The organism is Methylopila capsulata (assembly GCF_016907975.1).
Classification (GTDB): domain Bacteria; phylum Pseudomonadota; class Alphaproteobacteria; order Rhizobiales; family Methylopilaceae; genus Methylopila; species Methylopila capsulata.
The window spans coordinates 1,124,906-1,147,078 of record NZ_JAFBCY010000002.1 but is presented as its reverse complement, the minus strand read 5'-3'; the positions used below and the strand labels follow the sequence as shown (position 1 = coordinate 1,147,078).

The window sequence follows — 22,173 nt, the reverse complement described above, 5'->3', positions numbered from 1 at the left end:
AGAACTGAACGTAAGGAAGAAAGAAAATGGCTCTCAAGATTCGTCTCGCCCGCGGCGGCGCCAAGAAGCGTCCGTTCTACCGCATCGTGATCGCCGACTCGCGCTACCCGCGCGACGGCCGCTTCATCGAGCGCGTCGGCACCTACAACCCGCTGCTGGCCAAGGACGCCGAGCGGGTCGTGCTCGACGCCGAGAAGGTGAAGGAGTGGCTGGCCAAGGGCGCGACCCCGACCGACCGCGTGCACCGCTTCCTCGACCAGGCTGGCCTGCTGAAGCGCGACGCGCGCAGCAACCTGACCAAGGGCGTTCCGGGCAAGAAGGCCCAGGAGCGCGCCGAGGCCGCCGCCGCCAAGTCGGGCGCCGAAGCCGCCGAGTGATTTCGGTCCCGCGCGGCGTCATCCCGGACGAAGCCACAAGCTTCGATCGGGATCGCCGGGCGAGCCGACGCCGCGATAAGCGAGCGCGTTCCGCGCGCCCGCCGTCGTCCTCCGGCTTGACTGGAGGACCTATGTTCGACGTCGAGCTCGACGCCTGACATGGATCGTCCGGTCAAGCCGGACCATGACGCCACGTTCGGAGAGCGGCCCGCTCGGCCAGCGACACGTCTTGCCCGGCGCTCATGGCGTCGGCAGGGCGCACAAGGTGATCCTATGCCCCCGTCCCGCCTCGTCCAGATCGGCGTGATCGGCGCCGCCCACGGCGTCCGGGGAGAGGTGCGCGTCAAGGCCTTCACGGCAGAGCTGACCGCGCTCAAGCGCTACAAGCCCGTCACCGACAAGGCCGGGACGCGCGTGTTCGCGGTCTCGACCCTGCGGCCGTTGAAGGACGACATGCTCGTCGTCCGCTTCAAGGGGATCGACAGCCGTGAGCAAGCCGAGGCGCTGAACGGCGTCGGCCTCTACATCTCGCGTGACGAACTGCCTCCCGCCGAGGAGGACGAGTTCTACTGGGCCGACCTGATCGGCCTGAAGATGGAACGCGCCGACGGCGCGCCGATCGGCGAGGTCATCGCCGTCACCAACTTCGGCGCCGACGACCTGCTGGAGGTCCGCCTCGACGGGCAGCAGCGCACGGTCTACGTGCCCTTCACCAAGGCGGTCGTCCCCGTGGTGGACGTCCCCGGCGGCCGCATGGTCGCCTACCCGCCCGACGGTCTGCTGGACGAGCCGAAGGACGGCGAGCAGGCCTGAGCGGACGATAGCCCTTTCGCGCCGCGTGTGTTCTCGAGCGCGCGCCCCGACACCGCTCAGAACGCCGTGCGGCTGCGGATCGCGGCGGCCAGCGTGCCGTCGTCGAGATAGTCGAGCTCGCCGCCCACCGGCACGCCGTGGGCGAGGCGCGTCACCCGCACGCCGGTCTCGGACAGGGCGTCGGTGACGTAGTGCGCCGTGGTCTGGCCCTCGACGGTGGCGTTGACCGCGAGGATCACCTCCGTCACCTCCTCCGCCATCGCCCGATCGACGAGCGTTCCGATGTTGAGATCCTCAGGCCCCCGTCCGTCGAGCGGCGACAGCGTGCCGCCGAGCACGTGGTAGCGCGCCGAAACCGCGCCCGAACGCTCCAGCGCCCAGAGATCGGACACGTCCTCGACGACCACGATCACCGACGCGTCGCGCTTCGCGTCGCGGCAGATGGCGCAGGGGTCCTGGGTGTCGACGTTGGCGCAGACCGAGCAGGTCGCGACCCGCTCGCACGCGATGCGCATCGCGTCCGACAGCGGCTCCAGCAGCTTGTCCTTGCGCGTCAGCAGATGCAGCGCCGCCCGCCGCGCCGAGCGGGGGCCAAGCCCCGGCAGCTTCGCCAGCAGCTGGATCAGGCGTTCGATCTCGGGGCCGGCGGCGGAGCGGGACATGCTCAGCAAACCCTCGAGTTTGGAAGCGGCTGGACTACCGATCCAAGCCGCGCGTCCGGATCGCTTTTGATAGCCACCATTCCTCCGGCGCAAAGAACCGCGATCAGGATCGCGGAAGCGGTCAGACCGACACGCCATGGCCTTTTTCGGTGAGGCAGCGTCGCGCTCCAGAACGCGACCAGACCACTAGCCAGAGCAGCCGCGAGAAGAAACGCAAAAAGCGGCAGATCCTTCTCGTCAGGATCGCTGGTGGACGTGGCCGCGATGAAAAGGAACCCCAGCATGGCGAGTGAAGCGACCATCAGGGACGCCAAAAGCGCCAGACTGACGATGGTCAGCCGCACAAACCTGCCGAAGTTCCAGATCTGTCGCATCGGTTCGCACCGTCAACCCTCTACGACGGCGCGAAAGCGTTCGAGCGTCGTCTGGCGGCTCAGAACAGCTTCATGCCCGGAGGGATCGGCAGGCCGGCGGTGAGGCCGGACATCTTCTCCTGCATCGCGGCTTCCGCCTTGGCCTTGGCGTCGGCGTGCGCCGCGACGATCAGGTCCTCGAGGATCTCGACGTCCTCGGGCTTCAGCAGCGAGGGGTCGATCTTCAGGCCGCGCAGGTCGCCCTTGGCCGTCAGGGTGAGCTGGACCAGGCCGCCGCCGGCCGCCCCCTGCACCGTCACCTGTTCAAGCTCGGCCTGGGCGTCCTGCATCTTCTGCTGGAGTTCCTTGGCCTTGGCCATCATGCCCATGATGTCGCGCAACGGCTCGTCTCCCGCTTAGAAATCGTCGATGTCGTCGTCGGCCGCAGGTAGGGCGTCGACCGCGGCGGCGTCAAGTTCAGCCGTCTCCGGCTCGGGCTTGCGGGCGCGCACGTCCACGATCACGGCGCCCGGCATCCGGTCCAGGATGGCGCGGACATGCGGGTGGGCCTGCACGCCCTCCAGCCGGGCCGCGGCTTCCGCCTGCTCGCGCTCATGGATGGTGGGCGCGCCTTCGCCGGCGGCGACCGCCACCATCCAGCGCTGACCGGTCCACTCCTGCAATTTCTTCGAGATCGCGCCGGCGAGGTCGGAGGTCGCGTCCGGCGTCGGCTGGAACTCCAGCACGCCGTCCTCGAACCGCACCACCCGCACCTGCCGCAGCAGCGCGGCGTGCAGCTGGATCTCGCGCTCGCGCGCCGCGAGCGCGACCAGGTCCTCGAACCGCGACAGCCGCATGATCGGCTGGGTCTGCGCCTGCTGCGCGCGCGGCGGGGCCTGCGCGGCCTCGGGCGCCATCTCACGCGCCACGGCCGCGCCGGAGGTCATCCGCGCGGGCGCCATGGCTTCGGGCCCGCGGGAGCCCCCGGACGGCCCCATCGGCGGCCCGCCGCGCGGCGGCGCCGGAGGTTGCGGCGGCGCCCCGGCGCCGTCCAGCATGCGGATCGCTTCATCCGGCGTCGGCAGGTCGGCCACATGCGCGAGCCGCACCAGCACCATGTCCGCCGCCTGCGCGGGCTTCGGCGCGACCTGCACTTCCGAGATGCCCTTCAGCAGCATCTGCCAGGCGCGCGACAGCACGCGCATCGAGAGCCGCTCGGCGAAGTCGCGGCCGCGCAGGCGCTCCGCCTCGCTGAGCGAGGGATCGTCGGCGGCCCTGGGCGCGAGCTTGATGCGGGTGACGAGATGGACCGTCTCGGCGAGGTCGGTCAGCACCGCGACCGGGTCGGCGCCGACGTCGTACTGCCCGCGAAACCCGTCGAGCGCGGCCGCCGTGTCGCCGCGCATCACGGCGTCGAACAGGTCGAGCACGCCGGCGCGGTCTGCGAGGCCCAGCATGCCGCGCACGGCTTCCGCCCGCACGTCGCCCTGGCCGTGGGCGATCGCCTGGTCGAGCAGCGACAGCGCGTCGCGCACCGAGCCCTCGGCCGCCCGCGACACGACGGCGAGCGCCTCGTCCTCGACGGCGACGTTCTCCTTGTCGCAGATCCGCTTGAGGTGCGCCGACAGCTCGTCGGCCGCGACCCGCCGCAGCGAGAACGACTGGCAGCGCGACAGCACCGTCACCGGGACCTTGCGGATCTCCGTCGTCGCGAACACGAATTTCACGTGCGGCGGCGGCTCCTCGAGGGTCTTCAGGAAGGCGTTGAAGGCGCTCGTCGAGAGCATGTGCACTTCGTCGATGATGAAGACCTTGTAGCGCGCCATCACGGGCGCGTAGTGCACGGTCTCCAGGATCTGCCGCACGTCGGCGACGCCGGTGTGGCTCGCGGCGTCCATCTCCACGACGTCGACGTGGCGCGATTCCATGATGGCTTCGCAGTGCACGCCGGGAACCGACAGGTCGACCGTCGGCCCGCCTCCGCCCTCCGCGGTCTCGTAGTTCAGCGCGCGGGCGAGGATGCGGGCGGTCGTGGTCTTGCCGACGCCGCGCACGCCCGTAAGGATCCAGGCCTGCGCGATGCGGTTGGAGGCGAAGGCGTTGGTGAGCGTGCGGACCATCGGCTCTTGGCCGATCAGGTCCTCGAAGCGCTGGGGACGGTATTTGCGGGCGAGGACGCGGTAGGGGGTCGCGCTCATGCGCCGCCCTCAGCGCGGCGGGCGGCGGAACAGTCGCGGCCTGCCGTCATCGAAGCGCCTCGTCTCTTCTTGAAGGATGAGGGTGGGAGGTCGGACGACGACCCGTATCGGTCTCGTTGGGGCTGCTTCCTTTCGGACCTGACCCGGTTGGCGAGGAACACGTCCATCACCAACCTCCCATGCGCTATATGCCCGCCGAGGCCGCGCCTTGCAAGGGCGCCGCGCGCGCGAACCGAAGCTGAGAGCCCGCCATGAACGACCTGCCCTCTCATCGACCGACCGCGGACTCGCCCGCCGACCTCGGCTACGCCGGCCTCGCGCTCGACCGCTGCGGCGAGGCGCGCGAGGACGCAGGCTTTCTGGCGGCGGCGGAAGCGGACCCCGCCGCGCGCATGGCGCTGTTCATCGGCTCACGCGCCGTGCTGCGGGCTTCGGGCGGCGGGACGCTCGACCCGCTGTTCGACCGCGCCCAGGCCGAGGCGCTGGGCCCCGTGGAGCGCACGGTGTTCCTCGGGCGCGACGCTTCAGGGCCGGTGTTCGCCGCCCATCTCGACGTGGGCGTGGAGACCGCCGTCGGGCGCGCCGACGACCTCGCGCTCGAGGACCTGCGAACGGTCGCGACCGACGGGCGGCTGTCCGGGCCTGCGCTCGCGCTCGCGGGCTACGCCAAGAGCATGTTGCTCTGGCATGAGCGGCACGGCTTCTGCGCCAACTGCGGCGCGCGGACCGCGATGCGCGGCGGCGGCTGGAAGCGCGAGTGCCCGGCCTGCGGCGCGCTGCATTTTCCCCGCACGGACCCGGTCGTCATCATGCTGGTGACGCACGGCGACCGCTGCCTGCTCGGCCGCCAGCCCAGGTTCGCGCCCGGCATGTGGTCCTGCCTCGCGGGCTTCGTGGAGCCGGGCGAGACCATCGAGGCGGCGGTGCGCCGCGAAACGCAGGAGGAGGCCGGCGTGACCGTCGGCCGCGTCGCCTACGCGCTGTCGCAGCCCTGGCCGTTCCCGTCCCAGCTGATGCTGGGGCTGACGGCGGAGGCGCTCACGGAGGAGATCACGCCGGACCTCGATGAGCTGGAGGACGCCCGCTGGTTCGCCCGCGAGGATGTCCGGCAGATGCTGGCCGGCGCGCATCCCAAGGGCTGGTTCGCGCCGCCGCCGGCGGCGATCGCCCATCATTTGCTGCGGCTTTTCGCGCAGACCTGACGCCCGAACGAAGAATTCGAACCTCGTCCGAAGGCGTGCGGGCTTGGAATTGGGGCCGGGTCCCATTTTCTTAACCTCGATGCGCCATCAGTGGGATGTACGGAGCCGCGACCCGGCCTCCGACGCCGCACGAGGACGCCGTGGCAGCGATCCAGGACTGGAGACCGACGACGCCGCGACCGACGGACGGGGACCGCCCCGCCGCCGCGCCCGCAGCGCTGTTCGCCTCGTTGAAACGCGGCGGCGGCCTGATCGCGATCTGCGCCGTGGTCGGCGTCGCGCTTGCGCTCGCCTTCGTGCTGCTGTCCTCCCCCCGCTACACGGCTGTCGGCCGCATTCTCGTCGATCCCACCGGCCGCCAGATCCTCGGCGCCGACAACGCGCAATCGGGCGCCGCCGACACGAGCGCGATCGAAGCCGAAAGCCAGACCTACGTGCTGACCTCGCGCGACGTGCTCGACAAGGTCATCGCCCGCGAGAAGCTCGACGAGAGCCCGCTGTTCGGCAAACGCCCGGCGGGCCTCGGCCAGACGCTGCTCGGGCTCGCGGGCGTCAAGCGCGCGTCGGATCCGCGCGAGGTCGCCCTGCGAGAACTGGAGCGTTCGGTCACCGGCGCGCGCGCGCCGGGCTCCTTCATCATCACCGTGACCGCCACCACCAAGGACCCGGCGCTGTCGGAGCGCATCGCGCAGTCGGTGATGGACGTCTACGTCGAAGAGGACGTCAACGCCCGTGTCGCGGTCGCCCGCCGCGCCGGCGGCGAGCTCGAAGGCCGGCTCGGCGAGTTGCGGGCCCGCGTCCGCGACGCCGAGCAGCGCTACGAGACGCTCCGTCGCGAGAAGGGCGTCGTCACCAACGACGGCAAACCGCTCGTGGAGCAGCGCCTGACGGAACTCTCCACGCAGCTCTCGACGACCGACTCGCGGGTCAACGAACTCACGGCCGCGCTCGAGCAGATGCGGCGCGTGCAGCGCGGCCAGGCCGACATCGACTCGATCCCGGAATCCATGCGCTCCGGCACGATCGAGACCCTGCGCACGCGCTACGCCGCGCAGCGCCAGGCGGACGCCGATCTCGGCCAGCAGCTCGGCGCCCGCCACCCCGACCGCCGCGCCGCCACCGCGCGGGTCGCCGAGGCGCGCCGCCTGTTCGAGGAGGAGATCGCGACGATCATCCGCTCGACCACCGGCGAGCTGGACCGCGCCAAGGGCTTCCGGACAAGTCTGACGCAGCGGATGACCGCGCTGAAGGCCGAGGTCTCCGAGACCAATGACGCCTCGCTCGAGCTTCGCGACCTGATGCGCGACGTAGAGGCGAACCGAGGCATCTACGAGGCCGCCCTCGCCCGCTCGCGCGAGCTCGACGAGCAGCGCCGCCTGAACGCCTCCAACACGCGCGTCATCAGCCGCGCGGCGCGGCCGATGGAGCCGAGCGGCCCGCCGGCCCCCCTGATGATCGTCGCCGGCCTGCTGCTCGGTCTCGGCGTCGGCTGCACGCTCGCCTGGCTGCGGGATCAGCTCCGCGCGCGCTCCGTTGCGGCGCCGGAGCTTCCGGCGCGCGTGCGGTGAGCCTCGCGGCCGCCGCGACGCCGGCCGCCGTCCCCGCCGAGGAGGCGGGCGCCCGCATCGCCCGCGCGGTGGTTCTGGGCACGCTGCTGTTCAACTTCGGGCTCGCCTTCGTCAACGCGAACCTCGCGCGCACCGGCGCGGGCGCGGTGATCGGCGCCGAGCTGGTGCTGATCGGCGTCGCCCTCGCGTTGATCTGGGACCGGACGCAGGCGTTCTACGCCATCATGGCCGCGCTGCTCGGCTACCTGATCTTCCTGATGACGCTGCGAGCGAACTACGATCCCAAGGTCGTGCGGGACCTGTTGATCCCACTCGTCTTCTACTTCCTGGGTTCGACGCGCGGCTCGCTCGAGTCCGGCGACAAGGTCGCGACCGCGGCGATCGTCGCGGTGGCGGCCGGCGCGGTGTTCGAATGGGCGTTCCTCGACGTCTACGTCCGCTATTTCGACGTGCTTGGCTACTTCGTGGCCAAGGGCACGGTCGATCCCGCCGCGGCGCAGGGCGTGGAGCACGGCCTGTTCATCTCGGGCATGCGGTTCGAGGGCCGCACCCTGCTGCCGTTCCTCGGCGAGCACCGCGTCTCGTCGGTGTTCCTCGAGCCGGTCTCCGTCGGCAACTTCGGGGCGATCGTCTTCGGCTGGGTGCTGCTGCGCGACGCCCGGCGGCCATGGGCGCTGATCTGGAAGACCGCGCTGATCTTCGTGTCGCTGGTGCTCGGCGACGCCCGCTTCGGCGTCTACCTCTGCGGTCTGGTGCTGGCGATCTACCTGATCGCGCCGCTGGTGCGGCCAGGAGCGCTGTTCGTCGCGCCCTTCCTCGCGATCATCGCGATCTTCAGCTACGCCGCGATCAAGGTCGGCGTGCCGTGGGACAACACGACCAGCGGCCGCTTCCTGCTGAGCGGGCAGTTGATGTCCCGGCTCGACCTCGCGGGCGCCTTCGGCATGGGCCCGGCGACCGAGAACTTCGACGACAGCGGCTACGCCTACATCCTGTCGCGGGTCGGCGTGATCGGCGCGGCGGCGCTGTGGGCGACGCTCGTCTTCGGCGCGCCGGCCGAGCGCATGGACGCCTGGCGCTACAAGGCCTTCGTCTGCCTCTACCTGACGCTGCTGATGGCGATCAGCACCTCCGCCGTGACCATCAAGACCGGCGGCCTGCTGTGGTTCCTGCTCGGCTGCTCCGCCTACGGCGCGGCCCCCGCGCCGCGCACCATGTCGGGCGGGCTCGGCGCGCGGTAGCTTCGCGGCGCGAGGCGCCTCGCGAGCCGCTCGCCGCCCTTCAGCTGCATCGCGGCGAGCATCAGCCAGCCCTTGAACGATAGGGCCCGGGTCAGCCGCCAGATCGGCGCGGACTGGGAGCCGAAATCGGCCTTGTAGGGGTGGTCGCCGATGGTGAAGTCGAACACCCGCTCGCCGCGGGCGACGCAGTCGGCGATCGCGTCCTCGATCATCAGCAGCCCAACGGAGTAGTTCCGCCAGTTTCCGACGTCGAAGCCCGTCAGCAGGAGGTGGCAGGCGTCGTCGTGCACCATCGCGAAGCCGCAGGCGATCGTCGCGCCGTCGAGCCGCAGCTGGTAGGCGCGGACGGTGCCGCTGTCCTTGAGTGAGCCGTAGAAGGCCCGGAACGCGTCGCTCTTGAGCGGGTCCGCCACGCCGGTCTCCGCGAACCGAGGCTCGCGCAGCACGCGGATCTGATCGATCGTCGCGGCGACGAAGGCGGGTTCGCTCCCCACGACCGTCTCCAGCCGGCCGATGCGGCCGAGCTTGCGCCGCTTCTTGTCGAGAGACCGCCGGGTCGTCCCGTTCATGGTCGCGTCGCGCCATTCCGAGAACGGCGCGAACAGCGGCACGGGATGGGCGGAGTAGTCCATCTTGAGGCGCCGGGCGGACAGCAGCCGATCGAAGCTTCTCAGCGCGGCGTCCGGCACCTTGGGTATGAACAGCGCGTCTGCGGCCTTCAGCGCGGCGTCGATGTCGCGCCGCAGCGCCGAGTCGAGCCCGATCTCGAACTCGGGCGATTGAACGACGCAGCAGTAATCGAGCGATCCGATGTCGGCATAGGCGACCACCTTGAGCCCGAATCGATGACGCAGGACGAGCGGCGCCAGGGCGACGAGAGCCGAGGTCCCAAGATCACGGACGGTCAGGATGAAGGGATCGGCCAGCGGCGCCCGCCGGATGGCGGCGTAGGTGGCGTCAAGCCACGCGGGAGATTGGAAACCGGATGCCGCCGAGCGATCGAACAGCCGGCGGTACTCGTCGGAATGAAAATCGAAGTCACGGACGACCTCGACTTTCCAATGGGCCCTGGAAGACATCGCCATGCGGTCGCCGACCCTGCTCGTCTGCACCGCGTTCGCCTTATGAAACGCGCCGTCCAGACAATGCCATGTCGCAACGCGACGCGCGATCTTAACTCCTTGTTAAGCCTAACGCGACGCGTTCAGCCCGCGCGCGCGAAATTTTCATCGAACGCGTAGCCGGCGCCGCGCACCGTGCGGATCGGGTCCTGCTGGCGGCCGCGGTTGATGGCCTTGCGCAGACGGCCGACGTGGACGTCGACGGTGCGTTCGTCGATGTAGACGTCGCGGCCCCAGACGCCGTCGAGAAGCTGCTCGCGCGTGAAGACTCGGCCCGCCGACTGCATCAGGAACTCGAGCAGCCGGAATTCCGTCGGCCCGAGATGGATCTCGCGGGTCTGGCGGCGGACGCGGTGCGAGCCGCGGTCGAGCTCGATGTCGCCAGCCTTCAGCACGTCGGCGACGTGCTCCGGCTTGGCGCGCCGCAGCAGCGCCCGCACCCGGGCGACGAGCTCCGGCACGGAGAACGGCTTGGTGACGTAGTCGTCCGCCCCCGTCGCGAGGCCGCGGATGCGCTCCGCCTCCTCGCCGCGGGCGGTGAGCATGATGATCGGGAGCCGCTCGGTCTCGGGCCGCGAGCGCAGCCGCCGGCAGAGCTCGATGCCCGACAGCCCCGGCAGCATCCAGTCGAGCAGCACGAGGTCCGGCGCCTGCTCCCGCAGCCGCGTCTCGGCCTCGTCGCCGCGGGCGACCGACTCGACCGCATAGCCTTCGGCTTCGAGGTTGTACGTGAGAAGCAGCGTCAGCGGCTCCTCGTCCTCGACGATCATCACGCGGGGGGTCATCCGATGCACGCCTTCCTCAGTCGTAGCTGATCGCGGCGCCGGCCAGGTCGCCCTTCGGTCGCTCGTCGGTCACGGCTTCGCCGTGCACGAGATAGTAGACCGTCTCGGCCACGTTGGTGGCGTGGTCGCCGATGCGCTCGATGTTCTTGGCGCAGAACAGCAGATGGGCGCAGAAGCCGATGTTGCGCGGATCTTCCATCATGTAGGTCAGAAGTTCGCGGAACAGCGAGTTGTAGAGGGCGTCGATGTCCCCGTCGCGCTTCCACACCTCCATCGCCCGGCGCTCGTCGCGCTGGGTGTAGGCGTCGAGCACCTCCTTCAGCTGCGCGAGCGTCAGGTCGGCGATGTGGGCGACGCCGCCCGCGAGCTTCGGCGGCTGGAACTGGCCCTCGAGCGCGACGACGCGCTTCGCGATGTTCTTGGCGAGGTCGCCGATGCGCTCGAGATCGTTCGCGATGCGCAGGGCCGCCACGACCTCGCGGAGGTCGATCGCGACCGGCGCGCGCTTCGCGATCGTGAGAATGCCGTTCTCCTCGATCTCATGCTGCAGCCGGTCGATCGAGCGGTCCCACTCGATCACCCGTTTGGCGAGCGGGATGTCGCGCCGGAGGAGAGCCTCGATCGACTCCCCCACGAGCTTCTCGCAGAGGCCACCCATCTCCGCGAGCTTGTCGCCAAGCGTCTGCAGGTCGGCGTCGAACGAGCTGACGATGTGGTCGGTCATTGCCATTGTCGATGTCCCCTGTCGCCGCCGGATCAGCCGAAGCGGCCGGTGATGTAGTCCTGCGTGCGCTTGTCGTTCGGGCTCGTGAAGATGCGCTCGGTCGGGCCGGTCTCGACGATGACGCCGAGATGGAAGAAGGCGGTGCGCTGGGAGACGCGCGCGGCCTGCTGCATCGAGTGCGTCACGATCACGATCGTGAAGTTCTGCCGCAGCTCGTCGATCAGCTCCTCGATCTTTGCGGTCGCGATCGGGTCGAGCGCCGAGCAGGGCTCGTCCATCAGGATGACCTCGGGGCTCACCGCGATCGCGCGGGCGATGCAGAGGCGCTGCTGCTGGCCGCCGGACAGGCCCGTGCCGGTGTCCTGCAGACGATCCTTGACCTCGTTCCAGAGGCTCGCCTTGCGCAGGGCCTGCTCGACGATCTCGTCCAGCTCGGCCTTGGAGCGGGCGAGGCCGTGGATGCGCGGTCCGTAGGCGATGTTCTCGTAGATCGACTTCGGGAACGGGTTCGGCTTCTGGAACACCATCCCGACCCGCGCGCGGAGCTGCACCACGTCGAGGCTCGGATCGTAGATGTCCTGGTCGTCGATCTTGATCGAGCCGACGACGCGGCACGAGGCGATCGTGTCGTTCATCCGGTTGATGCAGCGCAGGAACGTGGACTTGCCGCAGCCCGACGGGCCGATGAAGGCCATCACGGCGCGCTCGGGGATGTCGAGCGAGACGTTCTTCAGCGCGTGCTTTTCCGCATAGTAGACGTTGACGTCCTTGGCGACGATCTTCGGATCGCCGGCGGGGAGCGTGGCGGAGGCCGTCGGTTTCGGCCGGGCGGCGGTCGCGGTCGCGTCCATGGGTCTTACTCCGTTGGGTCCGGTCACCAGCGGCGCTCGAAGCGCTTGCGGAGGACGATGGCGAGCCCGTTCATGACGAACAGGAAGGACAGAAGGACGAGGATGGCGGCGGAGGTCTTCGCCTGGAAGGCCACCTCCGGCAGGTCCGACCAGAGATAGATCTGGACCGGCAGCGCCGTCGTCGCCGAGGTGAAGCTCGTCGGCACGTCGACAATGAACGCCACCATGCCGATCAGCAGCAGCGGCGCGGTCTCGCCCAGCGCGTGGGCCATGCCGATGATCGTGCCGGTCATGATGCCGGGCATCGCCAGCGGCAGGGTGTGGTGAAACACCGCCTGCTGGTGCGAGGCGCCGACCCCCAGCGCGGCCTCGCGGATCGACGGGGGCACCGCCTTGAGCGCCGCGCGGCTCGCGATGATGATCGTCGGCAGCACGAGCAGGGCAAGCACGAAGCCGCCCACCACGGCCGACGACCGCGGCATCCCGAAGAAGTTCAGGAACACGGCGAGGCCGAGCAGGCCGTAGACGATCGACGGCACCGCCGCGAGATTGTTGATGTTGATCTCGATGATGTCCGTCCACCGGTTCTTCGGGGCGAACTCCTCGAGGTAGATCGCGGCGCCGACGCCGATCGGCAGGCAGATCACGAGCGTCACCGCCATCGTGAAGATGGAGCCGACGAGCGCGCCCAGAATGCCGGCCTGCTCGGCCTCGCGCGAGTCCCCCGAGGTGAGGAAGCCCCAGTTGAACCCGGTCTCGACGAGCCCCTTGGCCTTCAGCGTCTCGAGCCAGGCGATCTGCTGGTCGTTGACGCGGCGGGAGTTCTCCGGGGTCTCATAGGCCAGCAGCTTCCAGGCGTTCGGCTGCGCCGCGTCCTGGCTCTTGAGCGGCGTAAGCGTCACGCCCTCGACCCGGTCGGCGGCGAGGCTCGTGATCTTCACGATGCCGCCGTTGATCGCCAGCAGCCGGCTCGGGAGCTTCTCGTCGAGCTTCTCGGCGCCGCCCGAGTCCTTGAAGCGCGCCTCGAAGTCGGCGGCCTCGCCGGCGAGCGTCTCCATCTGCGCCTGAAGGCTCTGGGCGTCGCTGTCGATCTTGGCCAGCGCGTTCTGGGCGATCGTGATCCGGGTGGCGTCGCCGCCGCCCTGGGCCTCGCGCAGCGCGAGCTCGGCCGAGGGCCTGTCGGCGAGGATGCCCTCCCGCAGCGTGCGGATGCGGTCCACCTCGAAGCGGCGCTTGCGCGCGGTCTCGGACAGCTCGGCCTTGATCTCCGCGAGATCGTCCGCGAAGGCCGGCGTCGACGTCGTCACCACCACGTCGCCGGAGGTCGCGGAGGGCGTCGCGACGGCCTCGCCCGGCTCCTCGACGACGTTGGTCACGACGCCCTTGTAGTAGAGGTCGGCGTCGTCCGAGACGAGCGCGCGGGTCTTCACCGTCCGTCCGATCAGCGTCGGGTCGGCCATGACCTGTGCGCGAAGCTCGTCGGCGGCGCCGCTCGAGAGCAGCCCGTTCAGCTCGCGCCGGGGAGCCCGGCCGGAGACTTCCGGGAAGAAGCCCTGGTAGACCTCGCGAAGCGGCTTCAGATAGTCGCCGCGCGCCAGCGAGGACGCCTGCCGGGACCCGTCGGGATCGACGGTCTCGGCCGTGACCGGCGCCTCGATCACGAGGTGGGTGGTGGTGAAGGCGGGCAGCGCCTTGGTGACGATGTCGGCCAACAGCACCACAAGGAACAGGGCGGCGAAGGCGATCGCCCCGATGCCGTAGGCCTTGAAGCGGGCTTCCGCGCGGTAGCGCTTGCGGACCCGGGCGCGGGCTTCGTCCGCATCCACGCGATGGCCCAAACCGGAGACGGCGGTCATCTCAGTCATACTGCTCTCGGTATCTCTGGACGATGCGGAGCGCGATGAAGTTCAGCACCAGCGTGAAGAAGAAGAGCACGAAGCCGAGCGCGAAGGCCGAGAGCGTCTTGGCGCTGTCGAACTCCTGGTCGCCGACGAGCAGCGTCTTGATCTGCACGGTGACGGTGGTGACCGCCTCGAGCGGATTGAAGGTGAGGTTGCCCGCGAGGCCCGCGGCCATCACCACGATCATGGTCTCGCCGACGGCGCGGGAGATCGCCAGCATGAAGGCGGAGACGATGCCGGGGAGGGCCGCCGGGAGGATCACCTTCTTGATGGTCTCCGACTTGGTCGCGCCCATGCCGTAGGACCCGTCGCGCAGCGACTGCGGCACCGCGTTGATCACGTCGTCGGAGAGCGACGAGACGAAGGGGATGATCATCACGCCCATGACGAGGCCCGCCGCGAGCGCGCTCTCGGAGGCGACGTTGAGCCCCAGCGCCTCTCCGGTCGAGCGGATGAAGGGCGCGACCGTGAGCGCGGCGAAGAAGCCGAACACCACGGTGGGCACGCCCGCCAGAACCTCCAGAACCGGCTTCACGATCCCGCGGACCCGGGGGCTCGCGTACTCGGCCATGAAGATCGCGGCGAACAGGCCGATGGGGCCTGCGACCGACATGGCGATCAGCATGATCAGCGTGGTGCCCGCGAACAGCGGCACGGCGCCGAAGGTGCCGGACGCGCCGACCTGGTCGGCGCGGATCGCGGTCTGCGGCGACCACTGCAGGCCGAACAGGAAGTCGTACCAGGGGTACTTGGCGAAGAAGCGCAGAGTCTCGAACAGCACCGAGAACACGATGCCGACGGTGGTGAGCACCGCGACCGCCGAGCAGGCGATCAGCAGCACCTTCACGAAACGCTCGACGCCGTTGCGGGCGCGGAACTGCGGCTCGAGCTGGCGCGCGCCCCAGGCGAAGCCGATCAACGCCAGCCCGAGGCCGACGATCAGCAGGGTCCATTCGGAGAGCCCGCGCCACAGCGCGTAGGTCTCGCCCGCGGCGCGGACGCCGGGCGCGACCTCGTTGGTCTGCACGCCGTCGGCGACCAGCAGGATCTCCCGGAGCCGCGAGGCGTAGGCGAGCCCGTCGGCGGGCGCGAGATCCGCCGGCAGCGCCGACATGCCGCCCCACTCCACCACGCGGTGAGCGAAGACGAGCCACAGGATGAACCAGAGCAGCATCGGCGCGATGGCCGACACGGCGAGGTAGGCGCCGTGGTAGCTCGGCAGCGAGTGCATGCGCGACGCGCCGCCGGCCATGGCGAAGGTGACGCCCTTTTGCCGCCCGACGACATAGGCGCCGGCCGCCACGAGGACGAGGCCGAGAAGGTAGATGAGTGTCATCCGACGAGGGCTCCGCCCGCAGGCTCGGAGGGGAAACGGTGGTCTTGAACGGGCGCGCCGCCGGATCGCTCGATCCGGCGGCGCGCGAAGCGCAGCCTCAGGAGGCCGGCGCGCCGATGGTCGCGAGCTTCTTGGCGGCGTCCTCGGCGGTCGCGGCCATCTCCTTGGGGAGCGGCACGAGACCCTTCTCGGTGAGGTAGCCCTCTTCGCCCATCGCCTTGTCGGAGGCGTATTCGGCGATGAACTCCTTGAGGCCCGGGATCACGCCCACGTGCTGCTTCTTGAAGTAGACGTAAAGCGGGCGCGAGACCTTGTACGTGCCGTCCGCGATCGCCTCGAAGGTCGGGGCCTGGCCCTCGACCGTCGCGCCCTTGATCTGCGAGCCGTTCTCTTCGAGGAACGAGTACCCGAAGATGCCGACGGCCTTCGGGTTCGCCTCGAGCTTCTGGACGATGAGGTTGTCGTTCTCGCCGGCGTCGATGTAGGCGCCGTCTTCGCGGATGGTCTTCCAAGAGCGATCGAACGCCTTGGCGTCGGCCTTCTTGAGCGCCGCGAGGCTCGCGACCTTCTCGGCGCCCTTCTCCATCACGAGCTCCAGGAACGCGTCGCGCGTGCCGGAGGTCGGCGGGGGGCCGAGGACTTCGATCTTCTCGGCCGGGAGCGACGGGTCGATGTCGCTCCAGGTCTTGTACGGGTTCGCGACCGGCTTGCCGTCCGGGCCCGGCACTTCCTTGGCGAGCGCCAGGAAGAGCTGCTGACGGGTCACCTTGAAGTCGGGGCCCTTCTTCGAGTTCGCGATCACGATGCCGTCGAAGCCGACCTTCAGCTCGACGATCTCGGTGACGCCGTTCTTCTGGCAGTCGTCGAACTCGGACTTCTTGATCGCGCGCGAAGCGTTCGCGGCGTCAGGATGGCCGGCGCCGACGCCGGCGCAGAACAGCTTGAGGCCGCCGCCGGTACCGGTCGACTCGACCACCGGGGTCTTGAACTGGCCGCCCTTGCCGAACTGCTCGGCGGCGGCGGTCGTGAAGGGATACACCGTCGACGAGCCGACGATGCGGATCTGATCGCGCGACTGCGCCTGGGCGGCGCCGGCCGCCCCGAAAACGCCCGCGAACGCAAGCGCGAGTGCGCTGGTCATCGTGAAGAGCTTCACGCTGCCTCTCCTGTGTGAGACGTCCTGTCAGACGCCGAAACCGTGTCATGGAGGCGGCCCCGACGCCGAGGCGAGACCGCGCGCCCCGCATTCGATCGCGGGGTCGAGCAGGACCCTAGCGACGCGGCATATCTCTTCTATGACGCCTGGATGACAGATGGATGACAGCCGCCGCGCCGAGCTTTTCAGCTGGCCTTGGCGAGAGCGGGCGTCGCCGGCGCGGGAACGGCCGCGGGGATCGTCACGGTGAAGGTTGCGCCCGCGCCGAGCTCGCTCTCGATCGCGAGCTGGCCGCCGTGCCGCTGGAGCACGTGCTTGACCAGGGCCAGGCCGAGGCCGGTCCCGCCCTTCTCGCGGCTGTGGGACACGTCGGGCCGGTAGAACCGCTCGGTGAGCCGCGGCAGATGCTCCGGCGCGATGCCCGGGCCGTAGTCCCGCACCGCCAGCCGCACGCCCTCCCCCGCAGTCGCGATCGTCACCTCGACGCGCTTGCCGTCGTCGCCGTACTTGATGGCGTTCTCGACGAGGTTCTCGACCACCCGGGTGAGTTCGTCGCGATCGCCCGTCGCGAGCGCCGGCCCGTCCGCGAGCAGGGCCACCTCGACGCCGCGCTCCTCGGCCAGCGGGCTCAGCGCGTCGATCACGTTGCGGGCGACGGCCACGACGTCGACCACGTCGCGCGGGCGCACGTGAGCCTTGAGCTCGATGCGCGACAGCGACAGCAGGTCGTCGATCAGCCGGGACATGCGGTTCGCCTGCGCGCGCATGATGGCGAGGAACTTCTCGCGGGCCGCGGCGTCGTTCTTGGCCGGGCCCTGCAGCGTCTCCACGAAGCCCAGCAGCGAGGCGAGCGGCGTGCGCAGCTCGTGGCTGGCGTTGGCCACGAAGTCGGCGCGCATGCGCTCCGACCGCCGCTGTTCGGTCAGGTCGCGAAAGGCGACGACGATCGCGGAGGGCGCGCCGTCCGCGCCGCCGGCGGACGCGACGTGCGCCTCAATCCAGCGCTCGACCGGCACGCGCTCGGCGTAGGCCACCACCTGTGGGCGCCGGGTCTTGGCGGCGGCCTTCACGGCCTCCAGCACCTCGGGCGCGCGCACGGCGAAGGAAATCGGGTCGCCCGCCCGGATCGCCGGCAGCGCCGCCTGGGCGTGCGCGTTGAAGGCCAGCGTCACGCCGCGCCTGTCGAGCACCACCGTCGGGTCGGGAAGGCCGGACAGCAGGGTCAACGACTGCGGGCTCACCGCCTCGACCGCCGGCGCGGCCCGGCGCGCGGGAGCCGCGAAGCTTCGGCGGCGCGGCGCGACCGCCGTCACGACGCCGATGAGGACGAAGGCCAGCGCAGCCTCCAGCGGCTGGACCCGTCCGAGCGCCGCAAAGACCACGAGCACCGCCGCCGTCGCGCCCAGCGTCCAGCCGGCGCGCGCGAGCCGTGCGGCGGCGCGATCGGACTTGGCGGCGGGGGAAAGGTCGTCGGGAAGCTGCGGCATGGGGCGGGCGATCGTGGCCTTGCGTGCGAAGTACTGGATGAATCGCAATAGGACGCCACCTGCGTGACGGCGCCAAGACATGAGGATGCGACCTATGACGAAGAAACCCAAGGCGGACGAGACCAAAAAGAAGACCGCCGCCGAGGCTCTGCTGGACGAGGTCGTGCCCGAGGGCGCGGGCGACGCGCCGAAGGTCATGCTCGGCGGCGTCGAGGTCGATCTCGACGCGGCGGACCTGCCGCCCGAGGTCGAGACCCGCGCCTTCGGCAGCGGCGGCTTCCCCTACGAGGACTCCTATTCGCACAAGGCCTACAGCGAGACGCTGCGGCTTCTCCAGATAGAGCTGCTGAAGCTGCAGGCCTGGGCGAAGACCGAGAACGAGCGGATCGTCGTGGTGTTCGAGGGTCGCGACAGCGCGGGAAAGGGCGGGACGATCCACCGGATCACCCAGCACCTCAATCCGCGGAGCCTCAAGGTCGTGGCGCTGGGCAAGCCGACGCCGGTCGAGGCCGGCCAGTGGTACTTCCAGCGCTATCTTGCGGAGATGCCCACCGCGGGCGAGATCGCCCTGTTCGACCGCTCCTGGTACAACCGCGCCGGCGTGGAGCCGGTCATGGGCTTCTGCACGGCGGAGGAGACCGCGCGCTTCCTGGACGAGGCGCCGCGGGTCGAGCGCCTGCTGGTGGACGACGGCGTGCGGCTGTTCAAGTTCTGGCTGACGATCGGCCGCGAAATGCAGATCAAGCGGCTGCACGACCGCCGGCATGATCCGCTGAAGCGCTGGAAACTCTCGCCCATCGACTACGCCGGGCTGAACCTCTGGGACAGCTTCTCCCACGCCGCCGAGCGCATGCTGGCCGCGACCCACACCGACGCCGCGCCGTGGACCGTGGTGAGGGCGAACGACAAGCGGCGTCTGCGGCTGGAATGCATCCGCCACCTGCTGCTGAACGTGCCCTACAAGGGCCGGAACCTGAAGGCGATCGGCGGAGCCGACAGCCGCATCGTGATGGACGCCGCAGCCTTCCTGAAGGACGGCGGGGAGCACTGATCGTCCGCCGGATCAGCCGGGCGCGAGCCGCCAGACCGTGCTGCGCTTGACGTCGGCGTCCTCGAGGTCGCGGGTCACCGGCACGGCGTACTCCGCGAGCGCCACGAGCCGCGGGCGGGGCAGATAGCTCCGCCCGGGATCGCCGACCAGCACGGGCACGCCGAGCGCGAGAAACCCGTCGAGCCAGGCCAGCAGGCGCTCGCTGAGGTCGCGCTCGTAGAACAGGTCGCCGACGGTGACGAGATCGACCGCCGGGTGCGGGCCTCCGATGAGGTCGTCGCCGGTGACGGACACCTCGACGCCGTTGGCCTGAGCGTTGAGGGCGATCGCCGCCAGCGCGAAGGGGTCGACGTCCGCGCCGGTGACCTGCGCCGCGCCCGCCTTCATCGCTGCGATCGCCACGAGCCCGGAGCCACAGCCGACGTCCAGCACGCGCTTGCCCCGCACCGTTTCCGGCGTGTCGAGGAGGTAGCGTGCGAGCGCCTGGCCGCCCGCCCAGGCGAAGGCCCAGAACGGCGGCGGCAGGCCGATGGCGGAAAGCTCTTCCTCCGTCTTCGTCCAGAGCGGCACGGCCTCGTCGGCGACGTGGAGCGTGATCTCGGGCGCGTGCGGCACGGGCCGAGCCCGCGTGTTGGCGCGGACGAAGGCCGTGGGGTCGCTTCGGGCGGGGTCGCTCAGGAGGTCAGCCCGCCCATGCGCCGCACCTCGGCCCATTCGTCGTCCGTCACCGGCTGCACCGAGAGCCGCATGGAGGTGACGAGCGCCATCTTGGCGAGCTTCTCGTTCGCCTTGACGGCGGCCAGAGTCACCGGCTGCGGCATATCCTCGACCGCGCGGATGTCGACGCACTCCCAGCGGGGATCGTCGGTCGAGCTGTCGTGGTGCGCGAGCTTCGCCACCTCGACGATCCCGACGACCTCCTTGCCCTCGTTCGAGTGGTAGAAGAAGCCGAGGTCGCCGAGCTTCATCGCGCGCATGTTGTTGCGGGCGAGGTAGTTGCGCACGCCGGTCCACTCGGTCCCGTCGCGCCCCGCGGCCTTCTGCTGCTCCCACGACCAGGCGTCAGGCTCGGACTTGAACAGCCAGTAGGCCATGGGGAGGTCACCTCTTCGCGGTTTCAGCGGTCGTCGCAGGGGTCGGAGCTCTCTTCGAGCCCAGCGCGGCCGCCGTCAAGCCTCGGCCTTGAGCGGCCGGGCGAGCAGGCCCTCGATCGCGGCGGCGACGCTGACGCGGCCGGCGACGACCTCGGCGACGGCGGCCGAGATCGGCATCTCGACGCCGTGCGCGGCGGCGAGCGCGACCAGCGCCTCGGCGGTCGCGGCGCCCTCCGCCAGCTTGTCCGGCGGCGCCTCGCCGCGGCCAAGCGCCTGGCCGAGCGCAAAGTTGCGCGACTTCGACGACGTCGCGGTGAGCACCAGATCGCCGAGGCCGGACAGCCCCGCCAGCGTCTCAGGCCGCGCGCCGAGCGCCGCACCCAACCGCGACAGCTCGGCGAAGCCGCGCGCGATCAGCGCCGCGACGGCGCTCGCGCCGAGACCGCGGCCCTCCGCCGCGCCGGCGGCGATCGCGAGCACGTTCTTGGCTGCGCCGCCGAGCGCGACGCCGGTCATGTCCGTGGTGTGGTAGGGGCGGAAGCTGCGCGTCGCGAGCCGCGCGGCGAGCGCCGCCGCCAGCGTCTCGTCGGACGAGGCCAGAGTCACGGCCGTCGGCAGGCCGCGCGCCACGTCGTCGGCGAAGCTCGGGCCCGACAGCAGGGCGTGCGCGAAACCGGGCAGGCACTCCGCCAGGACCTGCGGCGGCAGGGCGTGCGCGCCGCGCTCCACGCCCTTGGCGCAGGCGACAACGATCGCTCCGGGCTTCAGGCGCGGCGCGAGATCCCGCGCGACCTCCCGCAGGGTCTGCATCGGCGTGACGAGCAGGACGACGTCCTCGCCGCCGACCGCGTCGAGGTCGGCCGTCGGCGCCACGCCGGCGTGGAGGGCGACGCCCGGCAGCCGGCGGGCGTTGACGCGGGCCTTCGCGATCTCCGCCATCGCCGCGGGGTCGCGGCCGATCAACGGGGTTCGGCCGCCGCAGGCCTCGGCCGCAACGTTGGCGAGCGCCGTGCCCCAGGCGCCCGCGCCGACGACCGCGACGCTCACGCCTTCGCTCCGGGCGCTGCGGAGGCGGCGTCCAGCGGCCAGCGCGGACGGGGCGCGAAGTCGAGGTCGTCGACGAGCCCCAACGCCAGCCGCTCGGCGCCGGCCCAGGCGATCATCGCGCCGTTGTCGCCGCAGAGCGCCAGAGGCGGCGCGACCATGGGCACGCCGAGGTCGCCGGCCAGACCCTGCAGAGCCTGCCGGATCGGCCCGTTGGCCGCGACGCCGCCGGCGACCACCAGCGCGCTCGGGGCCCCGAAGCGCTCCGCGAACGCCCGCGCGCCAGCTCGCGCGCGGTTCGCGACCACGTCCACCACCGCAGCCTGAAAGCCGGCGCAGAGATCGTCGACGTCGGTCTCGTTCAGGGGCGCCGTCCGCTCCGCCTCGAGCCGAACCGCAGTCTTGAGGCCGGAGAGCGAGAAGTTGGGCTCGGCCCGGCCGTGCATGGGCCGCGGGAATGCGAAGCGCGCGGGGTCGCCGCTCGCCGCTCGAAGCTCGACCTGCGGGCCGCCGGGATAGCCGAGGCCAAGCATCTTCGCGACCTTGTCGAAGGCCTCGCCCAACGCGTCGTCGAGCGTCGTGCCGAGCCGCAGGTACCGGCCGACGCCAAGCACCGCCAGCAGTTGGGTGTGCCCGCCGGAAGCGAGCAGCAGGAGATAGGGAAAGGCGACGCCGTCGGTGAGGCGCGCGGTGAGCGCGTGAGCCTCCAGATGGTTCACGGCCGAAAACGGCTTGTCCGCCACGAGCGCCAGCGCCTTGCCCGACGTCAGGCCGACGATGACGCCGCCCACCAGCCCCGGGCCGGCGGCGGCCGCGACGCCGTCGAGGGCGTCGAGGGTCACGCCCGCGTCGGCCAGCGCCTTGGCCACCACGCCGTCGAGCGCATCGATATGGGCGCGCGCCGCGATCTCCGGGACCACGCCGCCGAAGGCCGCATGCGCCTCGAACTGCGCCCGCACCACGTTGGACAGCACCTCTCCCGGCCCCTCGCCGCTCCGCCGCACGACGGCGGCGGCGGTCTCGTCGCAGGTGGTCTCGATGCCGAGGACGAGCATGGGATCAAGCGGGCTCCGAGGGGTGAGAGCCAGACATAGCGGGCGGGGCGGCGTTGCGCCATGGGCGCGCCAGTCGTCATGGTCCGGCTTGACCGGACCATCCGTCTCCGGCGCAGAGCTTGACGTTCGAAGTGGGTCCTCCGGTCAAGCCGGA

22 protein-coding genes and 1 other RNA gene are annotated in these 22,173 nt (G+C 70.6%); 6 read left to right on the top strand and 17 right to left on the bottom strand.

Annotated features, from left to right (window positions below; genetic code table 11):
• Positions 1-26: 26 nt before the first annotated feature.
• Both rpsP and rimM read left to right on the top strand, forming a co-directional pair.
• Positions 27-377 (top strand): 30S ribosomal protein S16, encoded by a 351-nt coding sequence (gene rpsP / locus JOD31_RS11105; protein ID WP_020187119.1) that lies wholly within the window; start codon positions 27-29, stop codon positions 375-377.
• Positions 378-650: 273 nt separating this feature from the next.
• Entirely contained in the window at positions 651-1,190 is a 540-nt protein-coding gene (gene rimM, locus JOD31_RS11100) for a ribosome maturation factor RimM (protein ID WP_204950362.1), read from the top strand.
• Between the two features lie 56 nt (positions 1,191-1,246).
• Here rimM and recR read toward each other — a convergent pair whose 3' ends face one another.
• The 5 genes from recR to ffs form a co-directional block, all read right to left on the bottom strand.
• Positions 1,247-1,852, bottom strand: a complete 606-nt coding sequence (gene recR / locus JOD31_RS11095; RefSeq protein ID WP_204950361.1) for a recombination mediator RecR — start codon at positions 1,850-1,852, stop codon at positions 1,247-1,249.
• 2 nt (positions 1,853-1,854) lie between these two features.
• The gene (locus JOD31_RS11090; RefSeq protein ID WP_204950360.1) at positions 1,855-2,226 is read right to left on the bottom strand and encodes a hypothetical protein; all 372 of its coding nucleotides are present in this window, start codon (positions 2,224-2,226) and stop codon (positions 1,855-1,857) included.
• A gap of 59 nt (positions 2,227-2,285) precedes the next feature.
• Positions 2,286-2,606, bottom strand: a complete 321-nt coding sequence (locus tag JOD31_RS11085; RefSeq protein WP_204950359.1) for a YbaB/EbfC family nucleoid-associated protein — start codon at positions 2,604-2,606, stop codon at positions 2,286-2,288.
• Positions 2,607-2,621: 15 nt separating this feature from the next.
• Positions 2,622-4,403, bottom strand: a complete 1,782-nt coding sequence (locus JOD31_RS11080; RefSeq protein ID WP_204950358.1) for a DNA polymerase III subunit gamma/tau — start codon at positions 4,401-4,403, stop codon at positions 2,622-2,624.
• An 81-nt stretch (positions 4,404-4,484) separates the two neighbouring features.
• Positions 4,485-4,582, bottom strand: an RNA gene (gene ffs / locus JOD31_RS11075) — signal recognition particle sRNA small type.
• A gap of 72 nt (positions 4,583-4,654) precedes the next feature.
• On the opposite strand from ffs, the gene nudC reads away from it, so the two are divergent.
• From nudC to JOD31_RS11060, 3 genes are all read left to right on the top strand, one after another.
• Positions 4,655-5,605, top strand: a complete 951-nt coding sequence (gene nudC / locus JOD31_RS11070; RefSeq protein ID WP_204950357.1) for an NAD(+) diphosphatase — start codon at positions 4,655-4,657, stop codon at positions 5,603-5,605.
• Between the two features lie 140 nt (positions 5,606-5,745).
• Positions 5,746-7,173 (top strand): GumC family protein, encoded by a 1,428-nt coding sequence (locus JOD31_RS11065; RefSeq protein ID WP_204950356.1) that lies wholly within the window; start codon positions 5,746-5,748, stop codon positions 7,171-7,173.
• On the top strand, positions 7,170-8,414 hold the full coding sequence (locus tag JOD31_RS11060) for a surface polysaccharide polymerase (protein ID WP_204950355.1): 1,245 nt from the start codon (positions 7,170-7,172) through the stop codon (positions 8,412-8,414). The genes JOD31_RS11065 and JOD31_RS11060 overlap by 4 nt, the downstream gene beginning before the upstream one ends.
• On the opposite strand, the gene JOD31_RS19760 is transcribed toward JOD31_RS11060, so the two are convergent.
• From JOD31_RS19760 to JOD31_RS11020, 8 genes are all read right to left on the bottom strand, one after another.
• Positions 8,360-9,526, bottom strand: a complete 1,167-nt coding sequence (locus tag JOD31_RS19760; protein WP_204950354.1) for a GNAT family N-acetyltransferase — start codon at positions 9,524-9,526, stop codon at positions 8,360-8,362. The two genes, JOD31_RS11060 and JOD31_RS19760, sit on opposite strands and share 55 nt — an antisense overlap.
• Before the next feature lie 92 nt (positions 9,527-9,618).
• A complete protein-coding gene (gene phoB / locus JOD31_RS11050; RefSeq protein ID WP_204950353.1) occupies positions 9,619-10,320 on the bottom strand; it encodes a phosphate regulon transcriptional regulator PhoB in 702 nt (233 codons plus the stop codon).
• Between the two features lie 16 nt (positions 10,321-10,336).
• Positions 10,337-11,044, bottom strand: a complete 708-nt coding sequence (gene phoU, locus JOD31_RS11045; protein WP_204950352.1) for a phosphate signaling complex protein PhoU — start codon at positions 11,042-11,044, stop codon at positions 10,337-10,339.
• A gap of 32 nt (positions 11,045-11,076) precedes the next feature.
• The gene (gene pstB / locus JOD31_RS11040; protein ID WP_204950351.1) at positions 11,077-11,895 is read right to left on the bottom strand and encodes a phosphate ABC transporter ATP-binding protein PstB; all 819 of its coding nucleotides are present in this window, start codon (positions 11,893-11,895) and stop codon (positions 11,077-11,079) included.
• A 23-nt stretch (positions 11,896-11,918) separates the two neighbouring features.
• Complete coding sequence (gene pstA, locus JOD31_RS19815; protein ID WP_204950350.1) at positions 11,919-13,760, bottom strand: phosphate ABC transporter permease PstA; 1,842 nt, start codon at positions 13,758-13,760, stop codon at positions 11,919-11,921.
• Complete coding sequence (pstC, locus tag JOD31_RS11030; RefSeq protein ID WP_204950349.1) at positions 13,753-15,132, bottom strand: phosphate ABC transporter permease subunit PstC; 1,380 nt, start codon at positions 15,130-15,132, stop codon at positions 13,753-13,755. Before pstC ends, pstA begins: the two co-directional genes overlap by 8 nt.
• Before the next feature lie 97 nt (positions 15,133-15,229).
• Positions 15,230-16,273 carry a PstS family phosphate ABC transporter substrate-binding protein gene (locus JOD31_RS11025; protein WP_210341482.1) on the bottom strand — a complete coding sequence of 348 codons (1,044 nt, stop codon included), beginning with the start codon at positions 16,271-16,273 and terminating at the stop codon, positions 15,230-15,232.
• Between the two features lie 200 nt (positions 16,274-16,473).
• Entirely contained in the window at positions 16,474-17,775 is a 1,302-nt protein-coding gene (locus JOD31_RS11020) for an ATP-binding protein (RefSeq protein ID WP_204950450.1), read from the bottom strand.
• A gap of 94 nt (positions 17,776-17,869) precedes the next feature.
• Between JOD31_RS11020 and ppk2 the strand changes: the two genes are divergently transcribed.
• Positions 17,870-18,826, top strand: a complete 957-nt coding sequence (gene ppk2 / locus JOD31_RS11015; protein ID WP_204950347.1) for a polyphosphate kinase 2 — start codon at positions 17,870-17,872, stop codon at positions 18,824-18,826.
• Positions 18,827-18,838: 12 nt separating this feature from the next.
• Here ppk2 and JOD31_RS11010 read toward each other — a convergent pair whose 3' ends face one another.
• From JOD31_RS11010 to tsaD, 4 genes are all read right to left on the bottom strand, one after another.
• On the bottom strand, positions 18,839-19,540 hold the full coding sequence (locus JOD31_RS11010; protein ID WP_204950346.1) for a class I SAM-dependent methyltransferase: 702 nt from the start codon (positions 19,538-19,540) through the stop codon (positions 18,839-18,841).
• Complete coding sequence (locus JOD31_RS11005) at positions 19,501-19,920, bottom strand: EVE domain-containing protein (protein WP_103122369.1); 420 nt, start codon at positions 19,918-19,920, stop codon at positions 19,501-19,503. The genes JOD31_RS11010 and JOD31_RS11005 overlap by 40 nt, the downstream gene beginning before the upstream one ends.
• 75 nt (positions 19,921-19,995) lie before the next feature.
• The gene (locus JOD31_RS11000) at positions 19,996-20,967 is read right to left on the bottom strand and encodes an NAD(P)H-dependent glycerol-3-phosphate dehydrogenase (RefSeq protein ID WP_204950345.1); all 972 of its coding nucleotides are present in this window, start codon (positions 20,965-20,967) and stop codon (positions 19,996-19,998) included.
• Positions 20,964-22,019, bottom strand: coding sequence for a tRNA (adenosine(37)-N6)-threonylcarbamoyltransferase complex transferase subunit TsaD (gene tsaD, locus JOD31_RS10995; protein ID WP_204950344.1), 1,056 nt, complete (start codon positions 22,017-22,019; stop codon positions 20,964-20,966). The genes JOD31_RS11000 and tsaD overlap by 4 nt, the downstream gene beginning before the upstream one ends.
• Positions 22,020-22,173 lie beyond the last annotated feature (154 nt).

Excerpts from the sequence above, each read along its gene's own strand:
- pstC (WP_204950349.1), bottom strand. The coding sequence starts at position 15,132 with ATGACACTCATCTACCTTCTCGGCCTCGTCCTCGTGGCGGCCGGCGCC.
- JOD31_RS11090 (WP_204950360.1), bottom strand. The coding sequence starts at position 2,226 with ATGCGACAGATCTGGAACTTCGGCAGGTTTGTGCGGCTGACCATCGTC.
- recR (WP_204950361.1), bottom strand. The coding sequence starts at position 1,852 with ATGTCCCGCTCCGCCGCCGGCCCCGAGATCGAACGCCTGATCCAGCTG.
- JOD31_RS11080 (WP_204950358.1), bottom strand. The coding sequence starts at position 4,403 with ATGAGCGCGACCCCCTACCGCGTCCTCGCCCGCAAATACCGTCCCCAG.
- JOD31_RS11010 (WP_204950346.1), bottom strand. The coding sequence starts at position 19,540 with ATGGGCCGAGGTGCGGCGCATGGGCGGGCTGACCTCCTGAGCGACCCC.
- pstB (WP_204950351.1), bottom strand. The coding sequence starts at position 11,895 with ATGGACGCGACCGCGACCGCCGCCCGGCCGAAACCGACGGCCTCCGCC.
- rimM (WP_204950362.1), top strand. The coding sequence starts at position 651 with ATGCCCCCGTCCCGCCTCGTCCAGATCGGCGTGATCGGCGCCGCCCAC.
- rpsP (WP_020187119.1), top strand. The coding sequence starts at position 27 with ATGGCTCTCAAGATTCGTCTCGCCCGCGGCGGCGCCAAGAAGCGTCCG.
- JOD31_RS11020 (WP_204950450.1), bottom strand. The coding sequence starts at position 17,775 with ATGCCGCAGCTTCCCGACGACCTTTCCCCCGCCGCCAAGTCCGATCGC.
- tsaD (WP_204950344.1), bottom strand. The coding sequence starts at position 22,019 with ATGCTCGTCCTCGGCATCGAGACCACCTGCGACGAGACCGCCGCCGCC.
- pstA (WP_204950350.1), bottom strand. The coding sequence starts at position 13,760 with ATGACTGAGATGACCGCCGTCTCCGGTTTGGGCCATCGCGTGGATGCG.
- JOD31_RS11025 (WP_210341482.1), bottom strand. The coding sequence starts at position 16,273 with ATGACCAGCGCACTCGCGCTTGCGTTCGCGGGCGTTTTCGGGGCGGCC.
- phoB (WP_204950353.1), bottom strand. The coding sequence starts at position 10,320 with ATGACCCCCCGCGTGATGATCGTCGAGGACGAGGAGCCGCTGACGCTG.
- phoU (WP_204950352.1), bottom strand. The coding sequence starts at position 11,044 with ATGACCGACCACATCGTCAGCTCGTTCGACGCCGACCTGCAGACGCTT.
- ppk2 (WP_204950347.1), top strand. The coding sequence starts at position 17,870 with ATGACGAAGAAACCCAAGGCGGACGAGACCAAAAAGAAGACCGCCGCC.
- JOD31_RS11005 (WP_103122369.1), bottom strand. The coding sequence starts at position 19,920 with ATGGCCTACTGGCTGTTCAAGTCCGAGCCTGACGCCTGGTCGTGGGAG.
- nudC (WP_204950357.1), top strand. The coding sequence starts at position 4,655 with ATGAACGACCTGCCCTCTCATCGACCGACCGCGGACTCGCCCGCCGAC.